We start from the raw sequence: 26,318 nt of genomic DNA on the forward strand, positions 1-26,318 counted from the left end.
GGTCAGTCGTATTCGGCGTTGTGCTGGCCCAGTTTCGGGCTGGGCTGATCCAACGCAAGCTCGGCATCCGAAAACTGCACGGGCAGGCGGATGCCCGGCACCCCGCCGGGACTGATTTGCATCTTGCGGGCCAGAATCTGCGGGTCGGCGAATACATCGGCCATGTCGTTGATCGGGCCGGCGGGCACCCCCTGACCTTCAAGCGCGGTCAGCAACTCGTTGCGCTTCCAGCCCCGGGTCACCGCCGAAAGTGCGGCGGTCAGCGCGTCGCGGTTGGCGATGCGGTCGGCGTTGGTGGCGTAATCGGGCGCGGTGGCCAGTGCCGGCAGGCCCAGCACATCGCATAGCCGGCGATATTGCGCGTCATTGCCGGTTGCGATGATGATCCAGCCGTCGGCGCAGTCAAAGACCGCATAGGGCACCAGATTCGGGTGGGCGTTGCCCAGCCGCACGGGGGCGGTTCCGGTGGCCAGATAGTTCATCGCCTGATTGGCCATGATCGCGGCCGCGACGTCGAACAGCGCCATGTCGACATGCTGGCCGCGCCCGCTGGTCTGGCGCTGATGCAGGGCCGCCAGAATGGCGACCACGGAATAGATCCCGGTAAAGATGTCGGTGACGGCGACGCCGACCTTTTGCGGCTGATCGTCCGGCGCGCCGGTCACGCTCATCAATCCGGACATGCCCTGGATGATATAGTCATAGCCCGCGCGGTGGGCATAAGGGCCGGTCTGGCCAAAGCCGGTCACGCTGCAATAGATCAGGCGCGGATTGATCGCCGAGAGACCCGGATAATCAAGCCCGTATTTGGCCAGCCCGCCGACCTTGAAATTCTCGATCACCACGTCGGCATCGCCGATCAGGCGCTTGACGCGCTCTTGCGCTTCGGGCGTGCGGAAATCGGCGGTCACCGATTTCTTGCCGCGGTTGGTGGCGTGGAAATAGGCGGCCGAGCGGTCGTTCTCGCGCTGGATGAAGGGCGGGCCCCAGCGGCGGGTGTCATCGCCCTCCGGGGCCTCGATCTTGATCACCTCGGCGCCCAGATCGGCAAGAATCTGGCCGGCCCATGGGCCGGCCAGAATGCGCGCCAGTTCGACGACTTTCAGCCCTGCAAGCGGGGTCACTTTGCCGCCGCGAGCTTTTCGTCGATGACTTTCTTGATGTCTTCCCACGGGCCGTTGCTGACCGCCTGACCACCGATGAAGAAACTGGGGGTCGCGTTCACCTTGTCGTCGCCGGCATTCTTCTGGAAGGTCGCGATCAGTTGTTCGACCTTGGCCTTGTCGGCAAAGCAGGCATCCATCTGCTCATTGGTCAGCCCGGCCTTGATGCCGATCTTCTTCAGGTTGTCGGCGATGGATTGCGGCTGGCCGTCGCCGATCCAGGTTTTCTGTTCCTCGAACAGCATGTCCGAGATGGGATAGTATTTCTCGGCGGGCGCGCAATTGGCCAGCACGCCGGCCCAAAGGCCGAACTGGTCGAAATAGACCTCGCGCTGTATGAACTTGACCTTGCCGGTGTCGACATATTCCGCCTTCATCTTCGGCCAGACGTCCTTGTTGAAGGCGGCGCAATGCGGGCAGGTGAAGCTGGCATATTCGACGACGGTCACGGGCGCGGTCTCGCTGCCCAGAACGTGGTCGGGCAGGATCGCCGGCGTGGCGGCCGGGGCCGTGGCCTGATCCGCAGGGGCCGGCGTGCTTTGCGCGGGTGCGGGCGTGTTTTGCGCCGGTGCAGGCGTCGCCGGCTCGGTCGTGGCGGTCTGCGCCAGCGCCGGCAATCCGGCGAATACGGTCGCAGCGGCCAGCATGGCGGCAGGGGCGAGTTTGCGAAGTGAGGTCATATTCCGGCCTTTCGAGCGGTTGGGTCATTGCGGGAGAGGTGATTCAGGGCAAGAAGCGTCAAAGCCTCTCGCAATTCCGGGTCGATGATGCCCGAGGTCATTTCGGTTGCCTGCGCCGCCTTGACCGGATCGTGCAACGGTGTCTCGGGGCGTTTTGCGGCGGCATGCAGGAACGCCGCCTGACCCTCGGCGAAGCCGGTGGGGGCGGTCTGGGTCAGCGCGATGCGGGCGATGGCGTTATAGCCATAGCAGGCGTTCACCCGGTCGCGTATCCGGGGCAGGTCCATTTCCAGCAGCGGCGCCTGTGCGCCGGTGGTCAGCAGGGTCAGGGTCGCGCCCAGCCCGTGGCGCGGATAACTGACCCGCACCGGGCGGCTGCGGGCGGCGGTCTCATCGCCCACGACCTCGGCCCAGCGGGTCAGAAGCCGCGCGATCGCGAACCCCCGGCCCTCGCCCGCGTCCCGAATGCGTCCGGCGGCCAGCGCGCCGGCGGGCTCGAACCCGCGACGGCGGCGGGGCGGGATCTTATCGGGCGTTGCTTTTTCGGCCATGCGTCCGGGGCTTACATCCTATGTCGCTTTGACTATCTTATTCGATCACGGCGGGGAAGCCAGACGGGTCGGTACAATGGACGGGCAAACTTTGCGTGACGAGACTGTGATATCGGCAAGGCTGCTGGAATGGTATGACCGCCATGCCCGCGATCTGCCATGGCGCGTCGGCCCGGCGGAGCGCGCGGCGGGGCGGATTCCCGATCCCTATCGCGTCTGGCTTTCCGAGATCATGTTGCAGCAGACCACCGTCGCCGCCGTCGCGGGATATTTTCACCGCTTCACCGCGCGCTGGCCCACGGTCGAGGCGCTGGCCGCCGCCCGGGATGAGGATGTCATGGCCGAATGGGCCGGACTTGGCTATTACGCCCGGGCCCGGAACCTGCTTGGCTGTGCCCGCGCCGTGGCCGCGCGGGGCGGCTTTCCCACCACGCGCGAGACGTTACTGACCCTGCCGGGCATCGGCCCCTACACCGCCGCAGCCATCTCGGCCATCGCCCATGACAGCCCTGAAACCGTGGTCGACGGCAATGTCGAACGCGTGGTCGCGCGGTTGTTCGCGGTCCGGACGCCGTTGCCCGCCGCCAAGCCGGAACTGGTGCGTCTGGCCGCGTCCCTGACGCCGCAACGGCGCGCGGGCGACCACGCGCAGGCGATGATGGATCTTGGCGCGACGATCTGCACGCCGCGCAGCCCGGCCTGCGGCATCTGTCCGGTCGTCGATCTTTGCCGGGCACGGGCGCTGGGGATTGCCGCGGAACTGCCCGCCCGCGCCGCAAAAACCCCCAAGCCCCGGCGAGAGGGGATCGTCTGGGTCGGCACCACACCCGACGCGGCCCTGCCCGCTGCTATCCTGCCCGCTGCTGTCCTGCTCGAGCGCCGGCCGGCGCGGGGTCTGCTTGGCGGAACGCTCGCGTTTCCCTCGACCGGCTGGGACGGTTCGGATCAAGGGCCGCCGGGTGATGCGGACTGGCGCGAACTGGGTAAGGTGCGACATGTTTTCACCCATTTTCAGCTTGACCTCACGGTCATGGCCGGGGTTCTGATGGGACAGCCTCGGCGCGGCCAACTGATCGCGCAAAGCGAATTCGACCCTGCCGCCCTGCCCAGCCTGATGCGCAAGGTCTGGAACCGCGCAAAGGATCAAGGATGAGCGTTTTTTCCGCCAAGCAACACCGGCTCCGCGATGCGTTGCCGTTCTGGCTGTCGCTTGCGGTGGTGCCGCTGGCGGTTCTGGCCGCGCGCTGGGGCGGTTTCGCGTTCATGCTGTTACCGGTATTCGCGTGGTGGATCGTCACCTTTCTGGACGTGCTTCTGGGCCGTAATGAGGACAATCCCGACCCCGAAGCCAGCGATCGCGAACTTTTCTGGTACCGCCTGATTACCCTGCTGTGGTTTCCGATACAGGCCGGGCTGATCTTCGGGACGATCTGGTACGCCACCCGCACGCCCGATCTGGGGGCTTGGGAAAAGATCGGTCTGTTCTTCGGGATCGGCGTGATGTCTGGCACGATCGGCATCAATTACGCCCACGAACTGATGCATCAGCGCAATAGGTTTGAGCGGTGGCTGGGTGATCTGCTGCTGGCCTCGGTCCTGTATTCGCATTTTCGTACCGAGCATCTGCTGGTCCATCACTCATGGGTGGGAACACCGCGCGACGCGGTTTCGGCCCGCTATAACGAAGGTTTCCACAGGTTTTTCTATCGCGTGCTGCGTGACTGCCCGCGTTCGGCATGGCGGGCCGAGGCCGCGCGTCTAAGCCGCGCGGACCGTCGCGTCACCGACCCGCGCAACCCGTTCTGGCGCTATGGCGCGCTGCAACTGGCGATGCTGGCCTTGGCCCTGGCCGTGGGCGGCTGGCAGGGGCTTTTGCTGTTTGTCTGGCAGGCGTTCGTCGCCATCTGGCAGCTTGAGGTGACGAATTACATCGAACACTACGGCCTGACCCGCAAGCATCTGGGCGACGGCCGGTATGAGCGGGTGCTGCCGCGTCATTCATGGAACGCCGACCATAAGGCGACCAACTGGTTGCTGATCAATCTGCAACGCCATGCCGACCATCACGTCAAGCCCGACCGCCGGTTCCCGGTCCTTCAGACCTATCATCCGGATGAGGCGCCGCAGCTTCCCTTCGGCTATCCGGGCATGACCATCGGGGCGATGATTCCGCCGCTTTGGCGGCGCTGGATGAACCCGAAGGTGCGGGCGTGGCGGCGGCTGCATTACCCCGAAGTGACGGATTGGGCCCCCTATAACCGGGCGGAAAATCCGATGCCGCGCAATGCGCCCTAGGCCGTAAGCTGATGGTAATGTGCGGCGGCCATCAAGGTCCGCGCTGATAGTCATGACGGCACAGGATCGGCCGGTTGGGACATGGAAAGGGATTTAATTGGTACAGAATTACAACTCCGCGCATGAAGAGGTGCATTTCTCGAACCGCACGGGATGGCTGCGGGCGGCGGTTCTGGGCGCGAATGACGGTATCGTGTCGGTATCCTCGCTGATCGTCGGCGTAGCCGCGGCTGCGCCCAGCAAATCGGCGGTCCTGCTGGCCGGTGTCGCCGGGCTGGCGGCGGGCGCCATGTCGATGGCCGCCGGCGAATATGTTTCGGTCAGCTCTCAGGCCGATACCGAAAAGGCCGATATGGAACGCGAGAAAAACGCGCTGGCCTCGCAGCCCGAAGCCGAGGAGGCCGAGCTTGCCTCGATCTTCGAGGGACGGGGGTTGTCGGCCGAGACGGCCGCGCTGGTTGCCCGAGAGCTGACCGCGAAGGACGCGCTGCAAGCCCATGCGCGCGAGGAACTGGGTCTGTCCGAGATTCACGCCGCCAACCCGTTGCAGGCGGCGCTGACCTCGGCGCTGACGTTTTCGGTCGCGGCGGCGGTTCCGGTGCTTGCCGCGGCCATTGCCCCGGCGTCGCTGCTGATCCCGATCGTCGTGGCGGTGACGCTGATCAGCCTTGCGGGGCTTGGCGCGCTTGGGGCCAAGGCGGGCGGGGCATCCATGGCGCCGGCGGCGATCCGGGTGGTGTTCTGGGGCGCCGTCGCCATGGCCATAACCGCGGGGGTGGGGCGGTTGTTCGGCGTGGCCGCCTGACGCGGGGCGCGCGGGCGGGGTTGGGGACGCGGCCCGCGTCCCCCGCCCATCGTTCCCTTCAGATGACCTTGCGCGCGGCGGCCGTCGCCGGATCACCGGTGTTGGGCGTCCCGCTGGGTTCGATCAGAAGCAGATGCGCCTCGTCCCGGGCGTATGGGCAATGCTCGACGCCTTTCGGCACGACAAACATCTCACCCGCGTCAAGGGTCACCGTCCGATCCCGAAGCCGGATGTCGATCTGGCCCCGAAGGACAAGGAAAAGATCGTCGGTATCGGCATGCGCATGCCAGTTGAACGCGCCCTGAACCTTTACCACCATCACGTCATTGCCGTTGAAGGTGGCGACGGTGCGCGGGGACCATTTTTCGTCGAAGGTTGCCAGTTTCTCGGCCAGATTGACCGGCTTTTCCATGCCCGAGCCTCCAAAATATCAGTCTGGCGGCAGGATTGCGCGAATGCGCGTGGCTGGCAACCGGCCCTGTGCGCAACCATCGCGCTGCATCGGCATCACCAAAAAAAGCCCCGCCGGGAGGCAGAATCCGGCGGGGGGCAAGTGGCGCGGCCGGGCAGGAGGCCTTCGATCCGCGCGGGCGAATGGGATTTCGGTCAGTTGGGGCGATTTTCCATCTCGGCCCGGATCTGCTGGCGCAGCGCGTCGATGGACACCATCTTCCCCTCGCGCCGGTAATGCCAATAGGTCCAGCCATTGCACGATGGCGCACCCTCAAGCGCGGCGCCGACCTGATGTATCGAGCCCTTGACGTCATTGCCAATCAGGCTGCCATCGGCGCGCACCCGGGCCGTATAGCGGTTGCCGATCGAATAAAGCTCTTCCCCCGGGCGCAGCATGCCGCGTTCGACCAGTTGGCCAAAGGGAATGCGCGGTTCCGACCGCTTGCTGGTCGTCGTCGCGATGGCCATGCCGTCATAGGGACGGATCCGCGCGAGCCGGCGTTTCGCGGCCTGGATATAGGCTTCCTCGCGTTCGATCCCGATGAAATTGCGGCCCAGCATCTTGGCGACCGCGCCGGTCGTTCCGGTGCCGAAGAACGGATCCAGCACCACATCGCCGGGGTTCGAGGTGCCGATCAGCACGCGATGCAGCAGGCTTTCGGGTTTTTGCGTCGGGTGGGCCTTGTCCCCGGCCGCGTCCTTCAGCCGCTCACCCCCCGTGCAGATCGGCAGCACCCAGTCCGAGCGCATCTGCACGCCTTCGTTCAGCGACTTCAGCGCCTCATAGTTGAAGGTGTATCTGGAGCCTTCGGAACGGCTGGCCCAGATCATCGTCTCATGCGCGTTGGTCAGCCGCTTGCCGCGGAAATTCGGCATCGGGTTCGACTTGCGCCAGATCACGTCGTTCAGCATCCAGTAGCCCTGGTTCTGAAGCTCGGTGCCGACGCGGAAGATGTTGTGATAACTGCCGATGACCCAGATCGCCCCATCGGGCTTCAACACCCGGCGCGCCGCCGCCAGCCAGTCGCGGGTGAAGGCGTCATAGGCGGCAAAGCCGGAAAACTGGTCCCAATGGTCGTCGACCGCGTCGACGCGGCTGTTGTCGGGGCGGTGCAGATCGCCGCGTAGTTGCAGGTTATAGGGCGGGTCGGCGAAGATCAGATCAACCGAAGCCTCGGGCAAGGATCGCATGATCTCGATGCAATCGCCCTGCAAAATCTGGTTCAGCGCCAATCGTCCCGCCGGATCGCGGGTCTGGGTTCTGGTGGTCATCTACTGCCTCGGGTCCGTGCCGGCATTGGTGCCGATCTTGTGCCCCAAGGATGAGTCAGACCCGATTCGCCGTCAAATTCTTTTTTGAATCAAGGGTTTGCGATTTCATCTTGATACAAGATATTGTGCACCGGGCGGAACGAACGCCTATGGTGTGGGGTCACCCCAAGATGCAGAAGCGCGGCCAGATGATCGGCCGTGCCATAGCCCGCATTTCGTTCCCAGCCATATCCGGGGTGCTGTTGCGCCAAATCCACCATCAGTTCGTCGCGCGCGACTTTCGCCAGAATCGACGCGGCGGCAATCGACTGACTGATCGCATCGCCCTTGACCACGGCCAGACCGGCGCAGGGCAGCGCGCGCGGCAGCGCGTTGCCGTCGACCAGCGCAAGGCAGGGCACGCGGGTCAGTGCGGAAACCGCGCGGCACATGGCCAGATGGGCGGCGTGATAGATGTTCAGCCGGTCGATATCGGCCACACCGACATGCACGACCGACCAGATCGAGGTCTTGCGAATCTGTTCGGCCAGCGTCTGACGCCGGGCCGCGGTCAGGCGTTTGGAATCGTTCAGCCCGCTTGGGATCGCGCCGGGATTCAGAATCACCGCCGCCGCCGTCACCGGGCCGCAAAGCGGGCCGCGCCCGACCTCGTCCACGCCGGCGACGTGGCGGGCACCGCCGCGCATGGCAAGGGTTTCATATCGGAAATGCGGCTGGTCCATGACGCCGACCTTGCACCAGATGCGCCGGACCGCAAGTGCACCGTCATCCGGCCGTCACGGTTTCTTGCGAATGAGGGGTGTCGCGACTATATGACCTGTTCCGCGCCAAGCCCAAGGAATCCGCCCGTGTCCGAGCCGCATACCCCGTTCTATCTGATCGACAAAAAGCGGCTTTTGGCGAACATGGACAAGATCGCCCGGCTGCGCGCGGCGTCGGGCGCCAAGGCGCTTCTGGCGCTGAAATGTTTCGCGACATGGTCTGTGTTCGACGATATGCGCGAACATATGGACGGCACCACCTCCAGCAGCCTTTACGAATTGCGGCTGGGGCGCGAGGAGTTCGGGGGCGAGACCCATGCCTATTCCGTTGCATGGGCCGATCACGAGATCGACGAGGCGCTGGGCTATGCCGACAAGATCATCTTCAACAGCCTGGGTCAGCTTGATCGTTTCGGCACCAAGGCGGCCGAGCGGGGCACCGCGATCGGTCTGCGGCTGAACCCGCGCTTTTCGACCAGCGGTTTTGATCTGGCCGACCCGGCGCGTCCGTTCAGCCGGCTGGGGGAATGGGATCTGCCGCGGCTCGAATCGGCGCTGGACCGGATTTCGGGCGTGATGATCCACTACAATTGCGAAAACCGCGATTTCGATCTGTTCGACGCCCAGCTTTCGCGGATCGAGGCCGAGTTCGGCAGCATACTGCAACGGCTGGACTGGGTCAGCCTTGGCGGCGGGATCCATTTCACCGGCGAGGGCTATCCGCTGGACCGGCTGGCCGCCCGGCTGAAAGCGTTTTCCGAGAAATTCGGCGTGCAGGTCTATCTTGAGCCGGGCGAGGCCAGCATCACCGGCACCGCCTCGCTGGAGGTGACCGTGCTTGACCTGATCAACAACGGCAAGGACGTGGCCATCGTCGACAGCAGCATCGAGGCGCATATGCTTGACCTGCTGATCTATCGCGAAACCGCGAAACTGCCCCGGGACGGCGATCACGCCTATCAGATCGCGGGCAAGACCTGCCTCGCCGGCGATATTTTCGGCGACGCGCGCTTTGCCGAGCCCTTGAAGGTCGGCGACCGGATCAGCATCGCCGACGCCGCCGGCTATACCATGGTCAAGAAGAACTGGTTCAACGGTGTGGCCATGCCCGGCATCTGCATTCGCGATCTGGACGGCTCGGTCCGGACCGTGCGCGAATTCGGCTATGCCGACTACAAATCCAGCCTGTCCTGAAAGGAGTCCGCCGTGGCGAAACCCAACGTCCTGATCATCGGTGCCGGAGGCGTGGCGCAAGTCACCGCCCATAAGGCGGCGCAATGGAACGACGAACTGGGTGATCTGCATATCGCCAGCCGCACCCTGTCAAAGGCGCAGGCGATCATCGATTCGGTCCACGAAAAATCCGCGATGAAGGTCCCGGGCCGGTTCGAGGCGCATGCCGTCGACGCCATGGACAGCGCCGCCGTCGCCGATCTGATCCGCAAGACCGGCGCCGGTATCGTGATCAACGTCGGCTCGGCCTTCGTGAACATGACCGTTTTGCAGGCCTGTCTGGACACCGGCGCCGCCTATATGGACACCGCCATCCACGAGGACCCCGAAAAGATCTGCGAAACCCCGCCATGGTATGGCAATTACGAATGGAAGCGCCGCGAGGCCGCCCAAAAGGCCGGAGTGACCGCGATCCTCGGCGTCGGTTTCGACCCCGGCGTCGTCAATGCCTATGCGCGGCTGGCCGAGGACGAATTTCTGGACCAGATCGACTCGATCGACATCGTGGACATCAACGCCGGGTCTCACGGACGCTGGTTTGCCACCAACTTCGACCCCGAGATTAACTTTCGCGAATTCACCGGCACGGTCTATAGCTGGCAGAACGGCGCCTGGCAGTCGAACCGGATGTTCGAGGTCGGCCGGAAATTCGATCTTCCGGTGGTCGGCGAGCAACAGGCCTATCTGACCGGCCATGACGAGGTGCACAGCCTCTCGGCCCGCTATCCCTTTGCCGATGTGCGTTTCTGGATGGGCTTTGGCGACCACTATATCAACGTCTTCACGGTGCTGAAGAACCTTGGCCTTTTGTCCGAAAAGCCGGTGAAAACCGCCGAGGGGCAAGAGGTCGTGCCGCTGAAACTGGTCAAGGCGGTTCTGCCCGACCCGGCCAGCCTTGCGCCCGATTACACCGGCAAGACCTGCATCGGCGACATCGTGCGCGGCACCCGAGACGGCAAGCCGGCCGAGGTGCTGATCTATAACGTCGCCGACCACAAGGACGCCTTCAACGAGGTCGGAAGTCAGGGCATCAGCTATACCGCCGGCGTGCCCCCGGTGGCGGCGGCGCTGCTGATTGCGCGCGGCGACTGGGACGTGAAGCGCATGGCCAATGTCGAGGAACTGCCGCCGCGCCCCTTTCTTGAACTGCTGGGCCAGATGGGACTGCCGACCCGGATCCGCGACGAGAATGGCGACCGGCCGCTGTGATGTGACGGCTTTGCATGTTCCCGGCTAAATCGTCAGACGCCGGGAACCGCGAAAGCGCGGCGGGGTTTCCCTAGGCCTCCGGCGATGTTTGGCCGTGGCACCGAGAGGAGCACATGGCAGACAAAACCGGACCGAAGTTTGAACCGAATGTCGTGGTCCGCCCCAGCGGCCGGACGATTCACATGTTCCCGACCAGTGGCGAAACCCCGGCCAAGAACCCGGCGAACTGGGCCATCGTCGGCATATTCCTGATCATGTGTTTCGGGGCCATCGCGCTTGCCAAGGAATTTCTGCTGCCGGCGACGCTGGGCATTCTGCTGTTCTTCGTGTTCGTTCCCCTTCGCCGCTGGATGGATCGTCGCGGAATCCCGCCGTCGATCACCGCCGCCATCGTCACCATCGGCATGGTGCTGGGGGTTTTCGCCATCAGCTATACCGTTTCGGGTCCGGCCGGGCAGTTGATTCAGGACGCGCCCAGCATCACGCGGCAACTGAAAGAGAAGTACGAGAATTTCCGCAGCCGGTTCCGCGGGATCGAGGAAGCCGCGGCGGGGCTGGGGACGCTTGGCACCGGCAGCGTCAGCGTGGCGCCGACCGTGGTCGGCAATCTGCCGGACGCGGCAGAGGGCACCGGGGATGCGGGCGGGGATTCGGGCGTGGATACGGGCGGGAACGCGGCGGCGGATGGTTCGGCAACCACCACGGTCACGACCACTCCCAACCAGACCGGCGGGACCGACAGTTCCACCACCTCGTCGGTGCCGGCGCAGGGAACGGTCACGACCGGCGGCACCGCGCAGGGGCCGGACAGCACGGTGACGGCCACCTCGACGGTAAGCAGCCCCGGCGATCATCCGGCCCAGCCAGCGGCGACCAATACCCTGAAGGTCGAAGTGACGGATACGAGCAGTTCGGGGATCGCCATGACGGCGCTGAGTTTCGGCCCCGCGGTGGTCGGGCAGATCCTGTTCACGCTGATTTTCCTGTTCTTCCTGCTTGCATCGGGCGATCTGCTGTATCTGCGCATCGTTCAAAGCTTCGACACCATGGCCAAGAAGCGCGCGGCCTATAACGCCCTGCGCGAGATCGAGGAATCGCTTGGTGCTTATCTGGGCGCCATCACCATCATCAATGCCGCCCTTGGCGTGATCATCGGCGTGACGATGTGGGCATGGGGGATGCCTTCGCCGATTCTGTGGGGAATCGCCGGGTTTCTTCTGAACTACGTGCCCTATATCGGGGCGATGATCGGCTATGTCGGCTCGGCGCTGGTGGCGCTTGTGGTGTTCGACGATGTGTGGACGGCGGTTCTGGTCGGCGGCAGCTACCTGGCGCTGACCGCCATCGAAGGACAGTTCATCACCCCGCATTTCGTGGCCCGCCGGTTGCAGCTGAATACCGTCGTCGTGTTCCTGACCGTGGCGCTTTGGGCGTGGCTGTGGTCGATACTGGGCATGGTGGTGGCGGTGCCGATGCTGGTCGTGCTGCGGGTCCTGTCCGAACATATCCCGGCATTGGAGAAATTCGGCAACTTCCTTGCCGGCGAAGAGCCGCCCGGACTGGAAGAAGATGACGACGAGCAGGAAGAGGCTGCGGCGAAAGCCTGAGACCGGGATCGGGGAAAAAAGGCCGCCTGTCTGTGCGGGCGGCCTAACTAAGGCCCAAAAGGCCGATCAGCCGGGCGTCCTGAAGCTTCGCGTCGAAATCCCGTTCGGCCAGACGCCGGCTTTCCGATCCCATCCGGCTGATGTCCCCGGGGTTTTCGATGAAATGCCGCATCCGCCGGGTCAGGGCGTCCACGTCATGCGGGGGCACCAGAAAGCCGTTCACGCCGTGGTCCACGGTTTCGCGGCAACCCGGCACATCGGTCGTGATGACCGGCAGCCCCGAGGCCATGGCCTCTTGAGTGCTGCGCGGCACGCCCTCGCGGTAGAATGAGGGCAGCACGAAAACGCTGGATTGCCGTAGAATGGGCCCCACGGGCACATGGCCCGTCCATTTCACGATGCCCTCGCGCACCCATTCGCGGATATGCGCCCGGCGATGGCCGGTGGGGTTTCGGTCCAGCCCCCCGACCAGCACGAACTCGGCCGCGCCGGGGTGCGAGGCATGGATCCGGCGGGCGGCCTCGACAAAATAGCCGACGCCTTTTTCCCGCAGCATCCGGGCGATCAGGACAAAGACCACCGGGTCGGTCGGATGGCTGGATTGCGGGAACTGGTCCAGCGCGACGCCGATACCGCCCAGAACATGGCCACGCCCCCGGGGCACGAGGCGCCGGGCGGCGAATTCGGCGTAATCGTCACGGTTCAGAAAAATCGTGCCGTCCGCGCGAGCCAGCGCAAAGCCGTACATCCGGCGCAGCACGACACCCAGCGCGCGCTTGGCCAGCGATTGCGGGGCGCCGGGCTGGGCAAAGCCGGACCCTAACCCCTCGACCATCGCAAATCGGCGCGGGACGCCCGCCGACAGGGCCGCAAGCGTGCCGTAGATCGAGGGTTTCGTTGAAAACGACAATACCAGATCCGGGCCGTGGTCACGCAGTATCCGGCGCAGCTCGAACAGGGTGGCAAGGTCCTGCTTCGGGCTGACCCCGGTGCGGGACAGGTTGAAGCCGATGGTTTCGGCCCCCATGCCCCGGACCACTTCGCGGGTTTTGGGCTTATAATCCGGCGCCAGTGCCAGCACCTGATGCCCGCGCGCGACCAGTTCCTTGATGAAGGTGCCTCGAAACCCGATCAGCGAAACCGCGTGATGCGAAATGATCGCGATTTTCAATCCGGCACCCACCCTGACCTTCGACCGACCTTTGGGAACCCGCGGCGGCGAGTCGCGGCAAAGGCAACATTCACGGCAACCCGGCGAGTCGTGACCCGCATCCCGTCCGGAACAAAAGGCAGCGTGCGCGCCAATATATTTCTGCTTTGGCACAGGGGCAAGTAACGCCAGAAACCACGGATTCTAAAAGTTTTTTTGGTTCCTGAAAAAAGGGTTACGCCGACATCGCGGCTGAAACGGATGCCGCCAGCGGACGCATGCTTGTCACATTTTCTTGACAGGGCACGCATATTATAACCTAATAACGGTATCTATACCATAATAATGGAGGTTGCCTTGACTGTCCGCCGTTCCTTCCTGCTTGCATCGGCCCTGTCCCTCGGTCTGGGCGCCCCGCTTTTCGCGCAGGGTACCATCAATGTCGCGATTGTGGGCGAACCTGATACGCTCGATCCGATGCTTTCGACCAAGGATGTGGTCAGCATCGTCACCCAGCATATGGTCGAGACGCTTTATACCTTCGATTCGAAATGGAATGTCGCGCCGCTTCTGGCGGCCGAGATGCCGACCGTTTCCGACGACGGCAAGGTTTACGACATTCCGCTGCGCACCGGCATCACCTTTCAGGACGGCTCGGCGATGGATTCGGCCGATGTGGTCGCCTCGCTGAACCGCTGGCTGAAACTGGCGACGCGCGGCAAGGGCGTGGCCGACAAGGTCGAAAAGATCGAGGCCACCGCGCCCGATGCCGTCCGCATCACCCTGAAATCGCCTTATGCGCCGCTTTTGTCGCTGCTGGCCTTCTCGAACTCGGCCGCCGCGATCTACCCCGAGGAAAATCAGGCCGACGTGCTGGAGAAGGTCATAGGCACCGGTCCTTACGAACTGGCCGAGCGGGTGCCCGACCAATACCTGCAATTCGTGCGCTTTGACAAATATGTCCCCCGCGAAGAGCCGACCGACGGCGCCGCCGGCAAGCGCGGTCAGGTTCCCGACGAGATCCGCTTTATCCCCACGCCCGATCCGAACACCCGGGTCGAGGGGTTGCTGGCCGGTCAGTACGATTTCGCCGACAGCCTGCCGTCCGAATCCTTCGACCGTGTTGCCGGTTCTGACAAGGCCGAGCCGGTGATGATCGAAAGCTTTGGCTGGCCGGTGTTCGCGCTTAATCACAAGCAGGGTCTGTTGACCGACCGGAAAATCCGGCAGGCGCTGCAGATGGCGCTTCCCATCGACGACATGCTTTTCGCCGCTTTCGGGGATGACAAGTTCTTCAAGGTCGATGGCCCGATGTATCCCGAGGGCTGGCCCTGGCGGGTCGAGAACGGCGTCGAGAATTACAACGTCAACGATCAGGCCAAGGCCGGAGAGCTGCTGAAAGAGGCCGGCTATGACGGCACGCCGCTGCGTATCCTGACCTCGCGTCAGTATGAGTTCCACTACAAGATGGCCGAGGTCGCGAAAATGGCCCTGGAGATGGCCGGCTTCAAGGTTCAGCTTGATGTGGTGGACTGGGCGACGCTGGGCGAACGCCGCAACGACCCGGCGCTGTGGGACATCTATATCAGCCACTCGCCCTTCCTGCCCGAACCGGCGCTGACCGACATGTATTTCAAGACCTCGCGTATCGGCTGGTCCGAGCCCGAGAAAGACAAGATCGCCGACGCCTTCCTGGCCGAGCCCGATCCCGCCAAGCGGCTGGAGCTGTTCGGCCAGTTGCAGGCGGCCAATTTCGACGATGTCGGGTTCATCAAGATCGGCAACTTCAATGCCGTGCTGGGCAAGGCAAAGACGCTGAAAGGGGTCGATCCGACGCCGTGGCCCTATTTCTGGAACGCCTCCAAGGAATAACGGACGGAACCCGCGGGAATGAAACGCTATCTGCTGAAAAGACTGGGCGGGCTTGTCGTCGTCGTCCTGCTGGTTCTAAGCATTTCCTTCGTGATCGTCCGGCTTGCGCCGGGCGATCCGGCCGCCCTGATGCTGGGGCCCGATGCCACCCCCGCCGACGCGGCCGCCCTGCGCGAGCGGCTGGGTCTCGACCGGTCGATCCCCGAGCAGTATTTCAGCTATATGGGCCGCGCGATCACCGGCGATCTGGGCGACTCGCTTTATTTCAACCGCCCGGTCATATCGGTTCTGGCCGAGCGTGCCGAGCCGACCGCGATTCTTGCGCTGCTGTCGCTTGCGATCGCGCTGGTGATCGCGCTGCCCATCGGGATCTGGTCGGCGTATCGGCGGGGCACGGTCTTTGACCAACTCAGCATCGCCACGGCCATGCTGGCGGCCTCGATCCCCAGTTTCTGGACCGGGCTGATGTTCCAGCGGTTCTTCGCGACCGATCTGGGCTGGTTTCCGGCAGCCGGTTACGGCGGCCCGGGCGCCAGCTTTCTTGATCGCGTCGGCTATCTGTTGCTGCCCTCGATCGTGCTTGGCATCGTGAACTCGGCCCTGATCCTGCGCTTTACCCGCGCCTCGATGCTGGACGTGCTGGGCGAGGATTACATCCGCACCGCCCGGTCCAAGGGCATGTCCGAAGCCCGCGTCGTCTTGCGCCATGCCTTGAAGAATGCGGCGATCCCGGTGATCACGGTGATCGGGCTGACCTTTGCCATGCTGGTGTCCGGCGCCGTGGTGACCGAGCGTGTGTTCAACATCCCCGGCATGGGCAATCTGGTGGTCAGCGCGGTCGAGCGGCGCGACTATCCGGTCATTCAGGGCACGCTGGTGGTGGTGGCCACGCTTTATATTCTGATCAACCTTGCGGTGGACCTGATCTATCTGCTGGTCGACAAGCGGGTGAGGTACTGAGATGGCCGCAACCACCAAGGCGCTTGAGGATCCCGGCCTGTGGCAACTGATGGCGCGCCGGCCGGCGGTCATGATCGCGCTGGCCCTTTTTGTGCTGATCCTGCTGGCCGCAATCCTCGCGCCATGGATCTCGCCCGCCGATCCGGCGCGGATGTCGGTCCGGGCGCGGCTGACGCCTCCGGGGGCCGAGTATTGGCTGGGCACCGACGCGTTTGGGCGCGATGTGCTGTCGCGCATCCTTTATGCCGGGCGAACCTCGCTGACGATTGGTCTGGGGGTCGCGGTGATCTCGACCATCGCCGGCATCGTCATCGGGCTGCTTGGCGGATATTTCCGCGCCCTCGATGCGCCGCTGTCGCGGCTGATCGACGCGATGATGGCGTTTCCCGATATTCTGCTGGCCATCTCGCTTGTGGCGATCTTCGGCGGTTCGGTCGTCAACGTCATCATCGCGCTGTCCATCGTCTACACCCCGCGGATCGCCCGGATCGTCCGGGCCGCGACGCTGGTCATCCGCGAACTGCCCTTTGTCGAGGCGGCGCATGCGCTGGGGTCATCGACGCGCACGATCATGATCCAGCACATCCTGCGCAACATCGTCTCGCCCATCGTGGTGCAGGCCACGTTCATCTTTGCCTATGCCATGCTGGCCGAGGCGGGCCTGTCCTTTCTGGGTGTCGGCGTGAACCCTGCGGTTCCGACCTGGGGCACGATGATCAACGAAGGGCGCCAGACGCTGGATCAGGCTTTCTACCTGATCGTCTTTCCGGGCCTCGCCATATCGCTTGCGGTGCTGAGCCTGCAGATGATCGGCGACGGGTTGCGGGATGCGCTGGACCCGAGACTTGCAAAAGAGGCTTAACGACATGGCGCTGACAATCACGAATTTCCGACCCATCGGCTTTGATAACCCGCCCGACACGATTCATATCGGCGATGACGGGTTGATCGCCGAAGGCCCGGCCAAGGGCGCGCGCAACATCGACTGCAAGGGCGCATGGCTGTCGCCGGGATGGTGCGACCTGCATGTGCATGTCTGGCACGGCGGCACCGACATTTCGGTACGCGCGGCCGAGGCCGGGCGCGCCACCGGCGTCACCGCAATGGCCGATGCCGGCTCGGCGGGCGAGGCGAATTTTCACGGGCTGCGCGAATATGTCATTGATCCGGCGGCCGAGACGATCCGGGCGTTTCTGAACATCGGCTCGATCGGTCTGGTGGCCTGCAACCGGGTGTCCGAACTGATCGACCTGCGTTCGATCGACGTGGACCGCACCCTTGCGGTGGTCGAGGCGAACCGCGATGTGATCTGCGGCATCAAGGTCCGCGCCAGCGGCGTGATCGTCGGCGGCTGGGGCATCACCCCGGCCAAGATCGCCAAGCGCATCGCCGAGATCTGCGATTTGCCGCTTATGGTCCATGTGGGAGAGCCCCCGCCGCTGCTGGACGAGGTGTTCGACATCCTGACGCCCGGCGACATCGTCACCCATTGCTTCAACGGCAAGCGCGCGGGCTCGATCCGCGACACGGCGGCGCTGTGGGAACAGGCGCGGCGGCTGTCGGATGAGGGCGTGCGGATGGACATCGGCCATGGCGCGGCCTCGTTCGATTTCGGCGTGGCCCGGCGCGCGATTGATGACGGGCTGCGGCCGTGGTCGATCTCGACCGACCTGCATCTGCGCAATATCGACGGCCCGGTGCATGACATGGCGACGACCGTCGCCAAGCTGCTGGCCGTGGGACTTGAGCTGCAGGATTGCGTCACCGCCATCACCGAACACCCGCGCAGCGTTCTGGGCCTGTCGGGCCGCGACGGTCTGACGCCCGGCACTCGTGCCGATCTGACCGTGTTTGATCTGGTCGATTGCGACATGACCGCCACCGACAGCGAGGGTGGCACACTGAATCTGAACCAGATGTTCGAGCCGCGCATGACGGTCATCGGTGCCGACCTGCGTGACGCCGCCCGCCGGACGGCCCCGGCCAGATGAGCGCGCCCCCCATCCTTTCGGTCGAGGGGCTGCGCGTCGGCTTTGGCGCCGGGCCCCGCGCGGTCGTGGCCCTGCGCGATGTCAGTTTCAGCATCAACCCCGGCAAGACGCTGGCGCTGGTCGGTGAAAGCGGCTCGGGCAAATCGGTCACCTCGCTGGCGATCCTCGGGCTGTTGCCGCGGGGCGGACGGGTGCTGTCCGGGCGTATCGAATACGGCATGCGCGACGGCGGCCGGGCCGACCTGACCGCGCTGGGCGCCGGCGGCATGCGCCGGATCCGGGGGCGAGAGATCGCGATGATCTTTCAGGAACCCATGTCCTCGCTGAACCCGTTGTTCACCATTGGCGACCAGATCGGCGAGATGCTGCTTTTGCACAGCGACCTGTCGGCGGCCGACCGCCGGAAGCGGGTCATCGAGATGCTGGAAATGGTGGAAATTCCGGCCGCCGCCAGCCGCGTCGACGCCTATCCGCATGAATTGTCGGGCGGCATGCGGCAGCGGGCGATGATCGCGCTGGCGCTGATCTGCGCGCCGCAACTGCTGATCGCGGATGAACCGACGACGGCGCTGGACGTGACCATTCAGGCGCAGATTCTGGATCTCATGCGCCGTTTGCAGGCCGAAATGGGCATGTCGATCCTGTTCATCACCCATGACATGGGGGTGGTCGCGGAAATGGCCGATGAGGTGGCGGTGATGTATGCCGGCGCGGTGGTCGAGCAGGCGCCGGTAAAACCCCTTTTCGACGCCCCCGCCCATCCCTATACGCGCGGGCTGCTGGCCTCGATCCCGCATCCCGACCGCCCCGAGGGCGAACGGCTGGTGGCGATCCCGGGCAGCGTTCCGCCGCTTTTCAACCTGCCCGCGGGATGCGCCTTCCGGCCGCGTTGCCCGATCGCGATCGAGGCGTGCGCCCGGCCGGTTCATCTGCGCGACATCGCGCCCGTACATCGCGTGGCCTGCATTCGCGCCGCCGAGTCCGCCGCCCTGATGGGCGCCGCGCAAGCCGAGGCTACCCATGTCTGACCAATCCACGTCTGAGCCAATTCCCGGCGCGCCGCTGGTGCGGTTGCAGAACCTGACCAAGCGGTTCGATTCGCCGCGCGGCACGGTCCATGCGGTCGAGGATGTGACGCTGGACATTCCGCGCGGCTCGATCACCGGGCTGGTCGGCGAAAGCGGCTCGGGCAAGACCACGCTTGGCCGGACCGTGCTGCGCCTGATCGAGCCGAGCGCGGGCAGGATCTTCTTCGACGGGCAGGACATCACCCAGCTTTCCCCGCGCGAAATGAACGCGATGCGGCGGCGCATGCAGATCGTGTTTCAAGACCCGGTTTCCTCGCTGAACCCGCGCCTGAAGGTCGGCCAGATCATCGCCGAGGGGCTGGTGGCGCATGGCATCGGCACCCGATCCGAGCGCCGTGACCGCGTTGCTGCGCTGCTGGACGAAGTGGGCCTTTCGCCCGATCACATGACCCGCTTTCCGCATGAGTTCTCGGGCGGTCAGCGGCAGCGCATCGGCATCGCGCGGGCGCTGGCGCTGGAGCCCGATTTCATCGTTGCCGACGAAAGCGTCTCGGCGCTTGATGTGTCGGTGCAGGCCCAGATCCTGAACCTGCTGCTGGATCTGCGGGCGCGCCGCAATCTGACCATGCTGTTCATCGCCCATGACCTGTCGGTGGTGGATTACCTGTGTGATCAGGTGGCGGTGATGTATCTGGGCCGGGTCGTGGAAACCGGGCCGGGGCGCCGCGTCCATCGCCAGCCGGCGCATCCCTATACGCGCGCGCTGCTGTCGGCGGTGCCGTTGCCCGATCCGCATGCGGCGCGGCACCGCGAGGTGCTGAAGGGGCAGATCCCCAGCCCGCTGAACCCGCCCTCGGGCTGCGTTTTCCGAACCCGTTGCCCGATTGCCGCCGATCCTTGCGCCGCCGCCGTTCCGCCGCCCGTCGACATGGGCGCGGGACAGACCGCCCATTGTTTCTACCCGGGATCTTCAGCATGATTTTGACCAAAGAACCAACCCCCGAGACCCGTCTGGCCGCGCTTGGCGTGACGCTTCCGGCGCAGGCGCCAAGCCCCATCGGCGCCTTTCAGAACGTCCGTATCGCGGGGGGAATGGCCTATGTCTCGGGTCAGGGGCCGGTGCGCGGCGACGGCTCGCTTTGCCGGGGCAAGGTCGGCGGCGATGTCACGCCGGAAGACGCCCGCGAACATGCCCGGCTGGTCGGCATCAACATCCTTGCGGCGCTGCGCGATCATCTCGGCTCGCTTGACCGGGTGGCCTCGGTCGTCAAGCTGCTTGGGCTGGTCAATGCCACCCCGGATTTCGAGCGCCACCCCTATGTCATCGACGGGGCTTCCAATCTGATGGCCGAGATCTTTGGCGAATCCGGGCGCCACGCCCGTTCGGCCATCGGTGTGGGCTCGCTGCCGAACAACATCACCGTCGAGATCGAGGCGATTTTCGAGATCGCCCCGGACCGTATCGCCCCAGACCGGCCGGCGCCCTGACCGGGAATGACCGCGTCAATGCCCCATCAGATGTTCAGCCGCCAGCGCCGCCTGCTGCACCGCCGCGGCCAGCTCGTCCCGGCGCCGCTCGGCCTGACGATCGGCGAGCACGATGGAAATCGTGGCCATGCAGGCGCCTTGCGCATCGCGGATCGGTGCCGCGATACAGGCCACCGCGAATTCCGACGCATTGGTCTGGATCGCCAGCCGGTTGCGGAAATCTTCGCCCGACTGACGGGCCAGCACCTGCGGGTCGGTTTCCGCCATGCCGGTACGCGACGGCCGCGCGGTCCGGGCGAATCGGGCGCGGCGTTCATCCTCGGGCAGATGGCCCAGCAAAAGCCGCCCGGAGGCGGTCCAGTTCAGCGGCACCCGCGTGCCCACGTCCGAGGTGATGCGGAAATGGCCTTCGCCCACCTCCATCGCCACGACCAGCATCATGTCGTCGTCATTGGCGCAGATCTGGACCGTTTCCCCGGTCTGCTTGGCCAATTGCCGCATTTCCTGTTCGGCCAGCCGGAAGGCGTCGATGTGGCTGCGATAGATCAGCCCATAGCGCATGAGGCGCGGCCCCAGCCAGACCGAATTATCCTCGTGCCGCATCAGCATGCCGCGTTCGACAAGCTCGTCCACCAGCCGGTAAATGGTCGAGGCCGGCGCACCCGCCGACTTGGCCAGATCATAGACCGACATCGGCTGCTGCCGCTCGGCCAAGAGGTCAAGCATCTGCAACGCGCGGTCAATGCCGCTGGTCCGCTTGCGTGGTTCCTGATCGAGCATCGGTTACTCCTGTCATCTTCCATTCCGCAATAAGGGAATAGTCTCATATGTCAAGCGAAGCGAAAGCCGCCCCCTACGCAATCATCCCCGCCGAGGGCGAAAACGCCGATATTCGCGCGCGGATGGGCCTGCGTCCGGTCGTGAACGTCTCGGGGACGATGACGGCGCTGGGCGCGTCGATCATCGGACCGCAGGCGATCGCGGCGATGGCCGAAATGGCCCCGGAATGGGTCGAGATGGACGATCTTCAGCGCCGCGCAAGCGCGACCATCGCGCGGCTGACCGGCGGCGAGGCGGGCTTCGTCACCGCCTGCTGCGCGGCCGGTATCAGCATGTCCGTCGCGGGCTGCATCACCGGCACCGATCTTCTGGCCATCGAACGTCTGCCCGACGACACCGGCATCTATCCGAACGAGGTGATCCTGCAGATGGGGCATAACGTCAACTATGGCGCGCCGGTCGACCAGTCGATCCGTCTGGCCGGTGGACGTGTGGTTCATGCCGGCACCGTCAGCGCGGTTCAGGCCCATCACATCGCCAATGCGATCACCGAACGCACCGCCGCCGCGCTGTTCGTGGTCAGCCACCATACCGTGCAATACGGCATGGTGCCGCTGTCCGAGTTCGCCGAGATCTGCCATGCGCGCGACATTCCCGTCATCGTCGATGCGGCGTCTGAATACGACCTGCGCACCTTTCTGGATCAGGGGGCGGATATCGTGATCTATTCGGGTCACAAGTTCCTTTCGGGCCCGACCAGCGGCATCGTCGCCGGGCGCAAGGATCTGGTCCGCGCGGCCTATCTTCAGAATCGCGGCATTGCCCGGGCGATGAAAGTGGGCAAGGAATCGATCGCCGGCGTCATCGCGGCGCTTGAGGCGTGGGAGGGCCGCGACGCCCCCGCGATCCGGGCGCGTGAACGGGCGGCGCTGGATCTGTGGCAGCGCAGCCTGACCGGCATCGCCGGCATAACCGCGCTGATCGTGCCGGATCCGACCGACAATCCGCTGGATCGGTTGGAGGTGCGGGTCGCGCCGGAAAGCGGCTTTACCGCCGCCGGGCTTGCCGCGGCGCTGGCGGCGGGCGATCCGCCGATCATCGTGCGCGGGCACGAGGCCGAGCGCGGCCATTTCTATCTTGATCCCTGCAACCTTCACGATGGCGAGGCGCAGATCGTGGCCGACCGGTTGCTCGCGGTCCTGAAATCGCCGGATCGCCCGAAAAATGCGATGCTGAAGCCGCGCCATTCCGCCGCGGCGGCGCTGAACTGGCCGGACTGACAGGCGGCAGCGAGTGGCGGGTTGCCGCGTGGCATTTCCGTCGAACGGGTTGTAATCCCGACCGGGTGATGGCTAGATCGCCACATCGACTGAGTGGCAACTAGGGTTCCGGGCCGCGCGCCGCAGGACCGAGCGTTGCAGAGACCGGGGTGTTCCCGGCTGCACCCAAGGGATAAAAGCCCAGGGGAGGAGACGTCGAGATCAACCGCGCCGCCGGTCCGACAGGGCCGGGCGCAAAAGGGGGTCTCAATGACGCTTGCCTCGGCTTTTCTTGTCGTTCTTGCCGCAATCATTCACGCAACCTGGAACCTGCTTGCGAAGCGGGCCGCCCCGGTCGGCCCGGTTTTCGTATTCGCCTATAACCTGATCGCCTGCGCGATCTATGCGCCGTGGGTGCTTTATCTTCTCGCGCATGGGGGTGTCGCATGGAGCTGGATCGGCGCCGGTTTTGTCCTGCTGAGCGGGCTTATTCATCTGGCCTACAGCCTGTGCCTGCAACGCGGCTATCAGCTTGCCGACCTGTCCGTGGTCTATCCGGTCGCGCGGGGCACCGGCCCGATGCTGTCCAGCATCGGCGCCTTCCTGATCCTTGGTGAAACGCCGACCCAAGCGGGGGTTCTGGGCCTTGTGTTGGTCGTCGCCGGTATCCTGCTGATCGCGACACAGGGAAAGCTGGCGGCGTTTTCCAGTCCCGGCGGTCAGGCCGGCATCCGCTGGGGCACCGCGACCGGCGGGCTGATCGCGGGCTATACCGTCGTCGACGCCTATGCGGTCAAGGCGCTGGGGGTGGCGCCGGTCGTGCTCGACTGGTTCTCGAACATGCTGCGGTTCTTTCTGCTGCTGCCGCTTGTTCTGGCCGCCCCCCGCCGCGCCCGGGACCTGATGCGGGGCCATTGGTGGACCGCCGCCGCCGTCGGGCTGTTGTCGCCGCTGTCCTATATCCTGGTGCTGACGGCGCTGACCAATGGCGCGCCGCTTAGCCTAGTCGCGCCGATGCGCGAAATGTCGATGATGGTCGGCGCATTGATGGGGATGTTGATCCTGCGCGAACCGGTCGGGCCATGGCGGTTGCTGGGCTGCGCCGTACTTATCGCCGGCGTGATCCTGTTGTCGGCATCCTGACCGGGAGCGCGGGCCCAGTTCGGCACACCGCCTCGATCGGGCGGAAAGCGCCGATCTTGATTCCGGTGGTTCAGGGATGCCGAAGGAAAATGGTGGCCCCGGCGGGATTCGAACCTGCAACCTGCCCCTTAGGAGGGGGCTGCTCTATCCAGTTGAGCCACGGGACCACTCGGGCATAGCTATGGCCCGGCCCGCGTTCCGATGCAAGGCCGGGCAGGCTTGCTCCGACCGGTTGTCGTGCGCTAACATGCCCAGCAACCCAAGGATTTTCCCGGAACAGATGACCAACCGCAAACCGCGCCGACCGCTAACGCTCCGCGATGTATCCGAGGCATCGGGCGTGTCCGAAATGACCGTCAGCCGCGTGCTGCGCAATCGCGGCGACGTGTCGGCCGCGACCCGTGAAAAGGTGGTCGAGGCCGCGAAATCTCTGGGCTATGTGCCCAACAAGATCGCCGGCGGTCTTGCAAGCCAAAGGGTCAATCTGGTCGCGGTGGTCATTCCGTCGCTGTCGAACCTCGTGTTCCCCGAGGTGCTGGGCGGCATTTCGGCCGAACTGGAAAACACCGGCCTGCAACCGGTGATCGGGGTGACCAACTATTCGCTGACCCGCGAAGAGGCGGTGCTTTACGACATGCTGTCGTGGCGTCCCTCGGGCGTCATTCTGGCCGGGCTGGAACATACCCGCGTCTCGCGGGCGATGCTGGAAAACGCCGGGATCCCCGTCGTCGAGATCATGGACAGCGACGGGCCGGGCATTGATTCCGTGGTCGGCATCTCGCATCGGCAGGTCGGGCTGGACATGGCCGCGCATATTCTGGCGGCCGGCTATCGCCGCATCGGCTTTCTGGGTACCCATATGCCCGAGGATCACCGGGCGCGGAAACGGCTGGCGGGGTTCGAGGAGGGGCTGAACCGTGCCGGCGTCAACTTGACGGCGCGGGAATTCTATCAGGGCGGCTCGGCGCTTCTGAAAGGCCGAGAGCTGACCGAGCGCATCTTGTCGCGCGAGCCGGATCTGGATTTCCTGTATTACTCGAATGACATGATCGGCGCGGGCGGTCTTTTGTACTGCCTTGAAAAGGGGCTGGATATTCCGGGCGATATCGGTCTTGCCGGCTTTAACAACGTGGAATTGCTGGACGGGCTGCCCCGGCGGCTGGCCACGACCGACGCCCGCCGGATCGAGATCGGCCGGCGTGCGGCGCGCATCATTGCCGGGCTGGAACCGGAATCCGTTGGCCAGACCATCAGCCTTTCGCCCAACTTCCATCCGGGCCAGACGATCCGGCACGCCGCGCAAGGATGAACGGGCAGTTGATCGGAACGGCGGGTAAAGTTGACGCCATTGTGTTGGCTTTGGGTCTGAAACCTGTGTAAATACGCTGTTAATAACGCCGCGAAATCGTGGCCAAAAAGGCAGAGCAGCTACATGGACCCTTCAACTCTTCCCACTGGGCCGGAGATCGACTTTTCTTTGGTGGCGCTGTTCCTGCGCGCGTCACTGACCGTTCAGATCGTCATGGTGATGCTGATCATCGCCTCGTTCTGGTCATGGTCGATCATCGTCCAGAAATTCATCACCTATGGCGCATCCCGGCGCGAAGCCGCCGCATTCGACCGGGCGTTCTGGTCGGGCCAGCCGCTGGACGATCTGTATGACCGCATCGGCACATCGCCCTCGGGGCCGTCCGAGCGGGTGTTTTCCGCCGGCATGCTGGAGTGGCGGCGCAGCCATCGCGACGACGGCGGGTTGATCGCCGGGGCCAACAGCCGCATCGACCGGGCGATGGATGTCGCCATCGGACGCGAGGCCGATCGCATGAACCGTGGCCTGCCGTTTCTGGCCACCGTCGGCTCGACCGCCCCGTTCATCGGCCTGTTCGGGACCGTCTGGGGGATCAAGACCGCGTTCGAGCAGATCGCGATTTCGCAGAACACCAGCCTTGCCGTCGTCGCCCCGGGTATCGCCGAGGCGCTGCTGGCGACCGGTCTGGGCCTGCTCGCGGCCATCCCGGCGGTCATATTCTACAACAAGCTGTCCGCCGACAGCGACCGCATCGTGGCGGGCTACGAATCGTTCGCCGATGAGTTTTCAACCATCCTTTCACGTCAGTTGGACGAGGAGTAGGCCATGGGCGCAGGCGTCATGAAAAAGGGCGGCGGCGGCACCCGGCGGCGCGCGGGCCGCTCAAAGCACGCCGTGATGGCCGAAATCAACGTCACGCCCTTCGTGGACGTGATGCTGGTCCTGCTGATCATCTTCATGGTCGCGGCGCCGCTTTTGACCGTGGGCGTGCCGCTGAACCTGCCCAAGACCTCGGCGCAGGCGGTGCCGGCGGAGCCCGAGGAACCGTTGACCATCTCGCTTCAGGCCGATGGTGCGCTATCGTTGATGAACAACCCGATCGCGCCCGAGGAACTGGTGGAACGCCTGCGCGCCGTGGCGACGCAGCGCGAAACCGACAAGATCTTTTTGCGCGCCGATGGCACCATCCCCTATGAGCGGGTGGTGCAGGTGATGGGGGCGCTGAACGCCTCGGGCTTTTCCAACATCGTGCTGGTGACGGACACCGGCGGACCGCGCATGAACGGTCAGGAACAGGCGGGTTAAGGCC

26 protein-coding genes, 1 tRNA gene and 1 pseudogene are annotated in these 26,318 nt (G+C 64.8%); 19 read left to right on the forward strand and 9 right to left on the reverse strand.

What is annotated here, in order from left to right; all coding sequences use genetic code 11:
• Positions 1-2: 2 nt before the first annotated feature.
• From ACFSCT_RS00825 to ACFSCT_RS00835, 3 genes are read right to left on the reverse strand one after another with little or no spacing between them, the layout of a single operon-like run.
• Positions 3-1,124 carry a CaiB/BaiF CoA transferase family protein gene (locus ACFSCT_RS00825; RefSeq protein ID WP_379139407.1) on the reverse strand — a complete coding sequence of 374 codons (1,122 nt, stop codon included), beginning with the start codon at positions 1,122-1,124 and terminating at the stop codon, positions 3-5.
• Entirely contained in the window at positions 1,121-1,843 is a 723-nt protein-coding gene (locus tag ACFSCT_RS00830) for a DsbA family protein (protein WP_379139408.1), read from the reverse strand. The genes ACFSCT_RS00825 and ACFSCT_RS00830 overlap by 4 nt, the downstream gene beginning before the upstream one ends.
• Positions 1,840-2,394 (reverse strand): DUF721 domain-containing protein, encoded by a 555-nt coding sequence (locus ACFSCT_RS00835; RefSeq protein WP_379139409.1) that lies wholly within the window; start codon positions 2,392-2,394, stop codon positions 1,840-1,842. Before ACFSCT_RS00835 ends, ACFSCT_RS00830 begins: the two co-directional genes overlap by 4 nt.
• A gap of 91 nt (positions 2,395-2,485) precedes the next feature.
• Between ACFSCT_RS00835 and ACFSCT_RS00840 the strand changes: the two genes are divergently transcribed.
• The 3 genes from ACFSCT_RS00840 (at position 2,486) to ACFSCT_RS00850 (ending at position 5,494) form a co-directional block, all read left to right on the forward strand.
• Complete coding sequence (locus tag ACFSCT_RS00840) at positions 2,486-3,547, forward strand: A/G-specific adenine glycosylase (RefSeq protein WP_379139410.1); 1,062 nt, start codon at positions 2,486-2,488, stop codon at positions 3,545-3,547.
• Positions 3,544-4,689, forward strand: a complete 1,146-nt coding sequence (locus ACFSCT_RS00845) for an alkane 1-monooxygenase (RefSeq protein WP_379139411.1) — start codon at positions 3,544-3,546, stop codon at positions 4,687-4,689. The genes ACFSCT_RS00840 and ACFSCT_RS00845 overlap by 4 nt, the downstream gene beginning before the upstream one ends.
• A gap of 97 nt (positions 4,690-4,786) precedes the next feature.
• The gene (locus ACFSCT_RS00850; protein ID WP_379139412.1) at positions 4,787-5,494 is read left to right on the forward strand and encodes a VIT1/CCC1 transporter family protein; all 708 of its coding nucleotides are present in this window, start codon (positions 4,787-4,789) and stop codon (positions 5,492-5,494) included.
• 58 nt (positions 5,495-5,552) lie between these two features.
• On the opposite strand, the gene ACFSCT_RS00855 is transcribed toward ACFSCT_RS00850, so the two are convergent.
• The 3 genes from ACFSCT_RS00855 to ACFSCT_RS00865 form a co-directional block, all read right to left on the reverse strand.
• Entirely contained in the window at positions 5,553-5,906 is a 354-nt protein-coding gene (locus tag ACFSCT_RS00855; RefSeq protein ID WP_379139413.1) for a cupin domain-containing protein, read from the reverse strand.
• Between the two features lie 194 nt (positions 5,907-6,100).
• Positions 6,101-7,219 (reverse strand): site-specific DNA-methyltransferase, encoded by a 1,119-nt coding sequence (locus ACFSCT_RS00860; protein WP_379139414.1) that lies wholly within the window; start codon positions 7,217-7,219, stop codon positions 6,101-6,103.
• Between the two features lie 89 nt (positions 7,220-7,308).
• On the reverse strand, positions 7,309-7,941 hold the full coding sequence (locus ACFSCT_RS00865; protein WP_379139415.1) for a ribonuclease HII: 633 nt from the start codon (positions 7,939-7,941) through the stop codon (positions 7,309-7,311).
• Positions 7,942-8,031: 90 nt separating this feature from the next.
• Between ACFSCT_RS00865 and ACFSCT_RS00870 the strand changes: the two genes are divergently transcribed.
• The 3 genes from ACFSCT_RS00870 to ACFSCT_RS00880 all read left to right on the forward strand — a co-directional run bounded on the left by ACFSCT_RS00870 (position 8,032) and on the right by ACFSCT_RS00880 (position 12,029).
• Entirely contained in the window at positions 8,032-9,174 is a 1,143-nt protein-coding gene (locus ACFSCT_RS00870) for a carboxynorspermidine decarboxylase (protein ID WP_379139417.1), read from the forward strand.
• Positions 9,175-9,186: 12 nt separating this feature from the next.
• Complete coding sequence (locus ACFSCT_RS00875; protein ID WP_379139419.1) at positions 9,187-10,422, forward strand: saccharopine dehydrogenase family protein; 1,236 nt, start codon at positions 9,187-9,189, stop codon at positions 10,420-10,422.
• Between the two features lie 113 nt (positions 10,423-10,535).
• Positions 10,536-12,029, forward strand: coding sequence for an AI-2E family transporter (locus tag ACFSCT_RS00880; protein ID WP_379139420.1), 1,494 nt, complete (start codon positions 10,536-10,538; stop codon positions 12,027-12,029).
• Between the two features lie 43 nt (positions 12,030-12,072).
• Here the strand turns inward: ACFSCT_RS00880 and ACFSCT_RS00885 are convergent, their stop codons facing one another.
• Positions 12,073-13,200 carry a glycosyltransferase family 4 protein gene (locus tag ACFSCT_RS00885; protein WP_379139421.1) on the reverse strand — a complete coding sequence of 376 codons (1,128 nt, stop codon included), beginning with the start codon at positions 13,198-13,200 and terminating at the stop codon, positions 12,073-12,075.
• Between the two features lie 336 nt (positions 13,201-13,536).
• Here ACFSCT_RS00885 and ACFSCT_RS00890 point away from each other — a divergent pair, with 336 nt between their 5' ends.
• The 8 genes and pseudogenes from ACFSCT_RS00890 (at position 13,537) to ACFSCT_RS00920 (ending at position 20,518) form a co-directional block, all read left to right on the forward strand.
• Positions 13,537-15,051, forward strand: coding sequence for an ABC transporter substrate-binding protein (locus tag ACFSCT_RS00890; RefSeq protein WP_379139422.1), 1,515 nt, complete (start codon positions 13,537-13,539; stop codon positions 15,049-15,051).
• 18 nt (positions 15,052-15,069) lie between these two features.
• The gene (locus tag ACFSCT_RS00895; protein WP_379139423.1) at positions 15,070-16,011 is read left to right on the forward strand and encodes an ABC transporter permease; all 942 of its coding nucleotides are present in this window, start codon (positions 15,070-15,072) and stop codon (positions 16,009-16,011) included.
• A gap of 1 nt (position 16,012) precedes the next feature.
• Positions 16,013-16,873 (forward strand): ABC transporter permease, encoded by an 861-nt coding sequence (locus ACFSCT_RS00900; protein WP_379139424.1) that lies wholly within the window; start codon positions 16,013-16,015, stop codon positions 16,871-16,873.
• Positions 16,874-16,877: 4 nt separating this feature from the next.
• The gene (locus ACFSCT_RS00905; RefSeq protein WP_379139425.1) at positions 16,878-18,002 is read left to right on the forward strand and encodes an amidohydrolase/deacetylase family metallohydrolase; all 1,125 of its coding nucleotides are present in this window, start codon (positions 16,878-16,880) and stop codon (positions 18,000-18,002) included.
• 71 nt (positions 18,003-18,073) lie between these two features.
• A pseudogene (locus ACFSCT_RS19535) lies at positions 18,074-18,661 on the forward strand (ABC transporter ATP-binding protein); the annotation flags it as partial.
• A gap of 39 nt (positions 18,662-18,700) precedes the next feature.
• Positions 18,701-19,030: an oligopeptide/dipeptide ABC transporter ATP-binding protein gene (locus ACFSCT_RS19540; protein ID WP_417629385.1), complete on the forward strand. Its 330-nt coding sequence runs from the start codon at positions 18,701-18,703 to the stop codon at positions 19,028-19,030.
• Positions 19,023-20,009, forward strand: a complete 987-nt coding sequence (locus ACFSCT_RS00915) for an ABC transporter ATP-binding protein (protein WP_379139427.1) — start codon at positions 19,023-19,025, stop codon at positions 20,007-20,009. The genes ACFSCT_RS19540 and ACFSCT_RS00915 overlap by 8 nt, the downstream gene beginning before the upstream one ends.
• The gene (locus ACFSCT_RS00920; RefSeq protein WP_379139428.1) at positions 20,006-20,518 is read left to right on the forward strand and encodes a RidA family protein; all 513 of its coding nucleotides are present in this window, start codon (positions 20,006-20,008) and stop codon (positions 20,516-20,518) included. The genes ACFSCT_RS00915 and ACFSCT_RS00920 overlap by 4 nt, the downstream gene beginning before the upstream one ends.
• A gap of 15 nt (positions 20,519-20,533) precedes the next feature.
• Here the strand turns inward: ACFSCT_RS00920 and ACFSCT_RS00925 are convergent, their stop codons facing one another.
• The gene (locus ACFSCT_RS00925; RefSeq protein WP_379139429.1) at positions 20,534-21,298 is read right to left on the reverse strand and encodes an IclR family transcriptional regulator; all 765 of its coding nucleotides are present in this window, start codon (positions 21,296-21,298) and stop codon (positions 20,534-20,536) included.
• 47 nt (positions 21,299-21,345) lie between these two features.
• On the opposite strand from ACFSCT_RS00925, the gene ACFSCT_RS00930 reads away from it, so the two are divergent.
• Entirely contained in the window at positions 21,346-22,578 is a 1,233-nt protein-coding gene (locus tag ACFSCT_RS00930) for an aminotransferase class V-fold PLP-dependent enzyme (RefSeq protein ID WP_379139430.1), read from the forward strand.
• 249 nt (positions 22,579-22,827) lie between these two features.
• Complete coding sequence (locus ACFSCT_RS00935; protein WP_379139431.1) at positions 22,828-23,700, forward strand: DMT family transporter; 873 nt, start codon at positions 22,828-22,830, stop codon at positions 23,698-23,700.
• A 90-nt stretch (positions 23,701-23,790) separates the two neighbouring features.
• Here the strand turns inward: ACFSCT_RS00935 and ACFSCT_RS00940 are convergent.
• Positions 23,791-23,867: transfer RNA gene (locus ACFSCT_RS00940), tRNA-Arg, on the reverse strand.
• 113 nt (positions 23,868-23,980) lie between these two features.
• On the opposite strand from ACFSCT_RS00940, the gene ACFSCT_RS00945 reads away from it, so the two are divergent.
• The 3 genes from ACFSCT_RS00945 (at position 23,981) to tolR (ending at position 26,314) form a co-directional block, all read left to right on the forward strand.
• On the forward strand, positions 23,981-25,009 hold the full coding sequence (locus tag ACFSCT_RS00945; protein WP_379139432.1) for a LacI family DNA-binding transcriptional regulator: 1,029 nt from the start codon (positions 23,981-23,983) through the stop codon (positions 25,007-25,009).
• A gap of 123 nt (positions 25,010-25,132) precedes the next feature.
• Complete coding sequence (tolQ, locus tag ACFSCT_RS00950) at positions 25,133-25,831, forward strand: protein TolQ (RefSeq protein ID WP_379139433.1); 699 nt, start codon at positions 25,133-25,135, stop codon at positions 25,829-25,831.
• Positions 25,832-25,834: 3 nt separating this feature from the next.
• Positions 25,835-26,314 (forward strand): protein TolR, encoded by a 480-nt coding sequence (tolR, locus tag ACFSCT_RS00955; RefSeq protein WP_379139434.1) that lies wholly within the window; start codon positions 25,835-25,837, stop codon positions 26,312-26,314.
• Positions 26,315-26,318 lie beyond the last annotated feature (4 nt).

Source organism: Paracoccus pacificus, from assembly GCF_042680785.1.
Classification (GTDB): domain Bacteria; phylum Pseudomonadota; class Alphaproteobacteria; order Rhodobacterales; family Rhodobacteraceae; genus Paracoccus; species Paracoccus pacificus.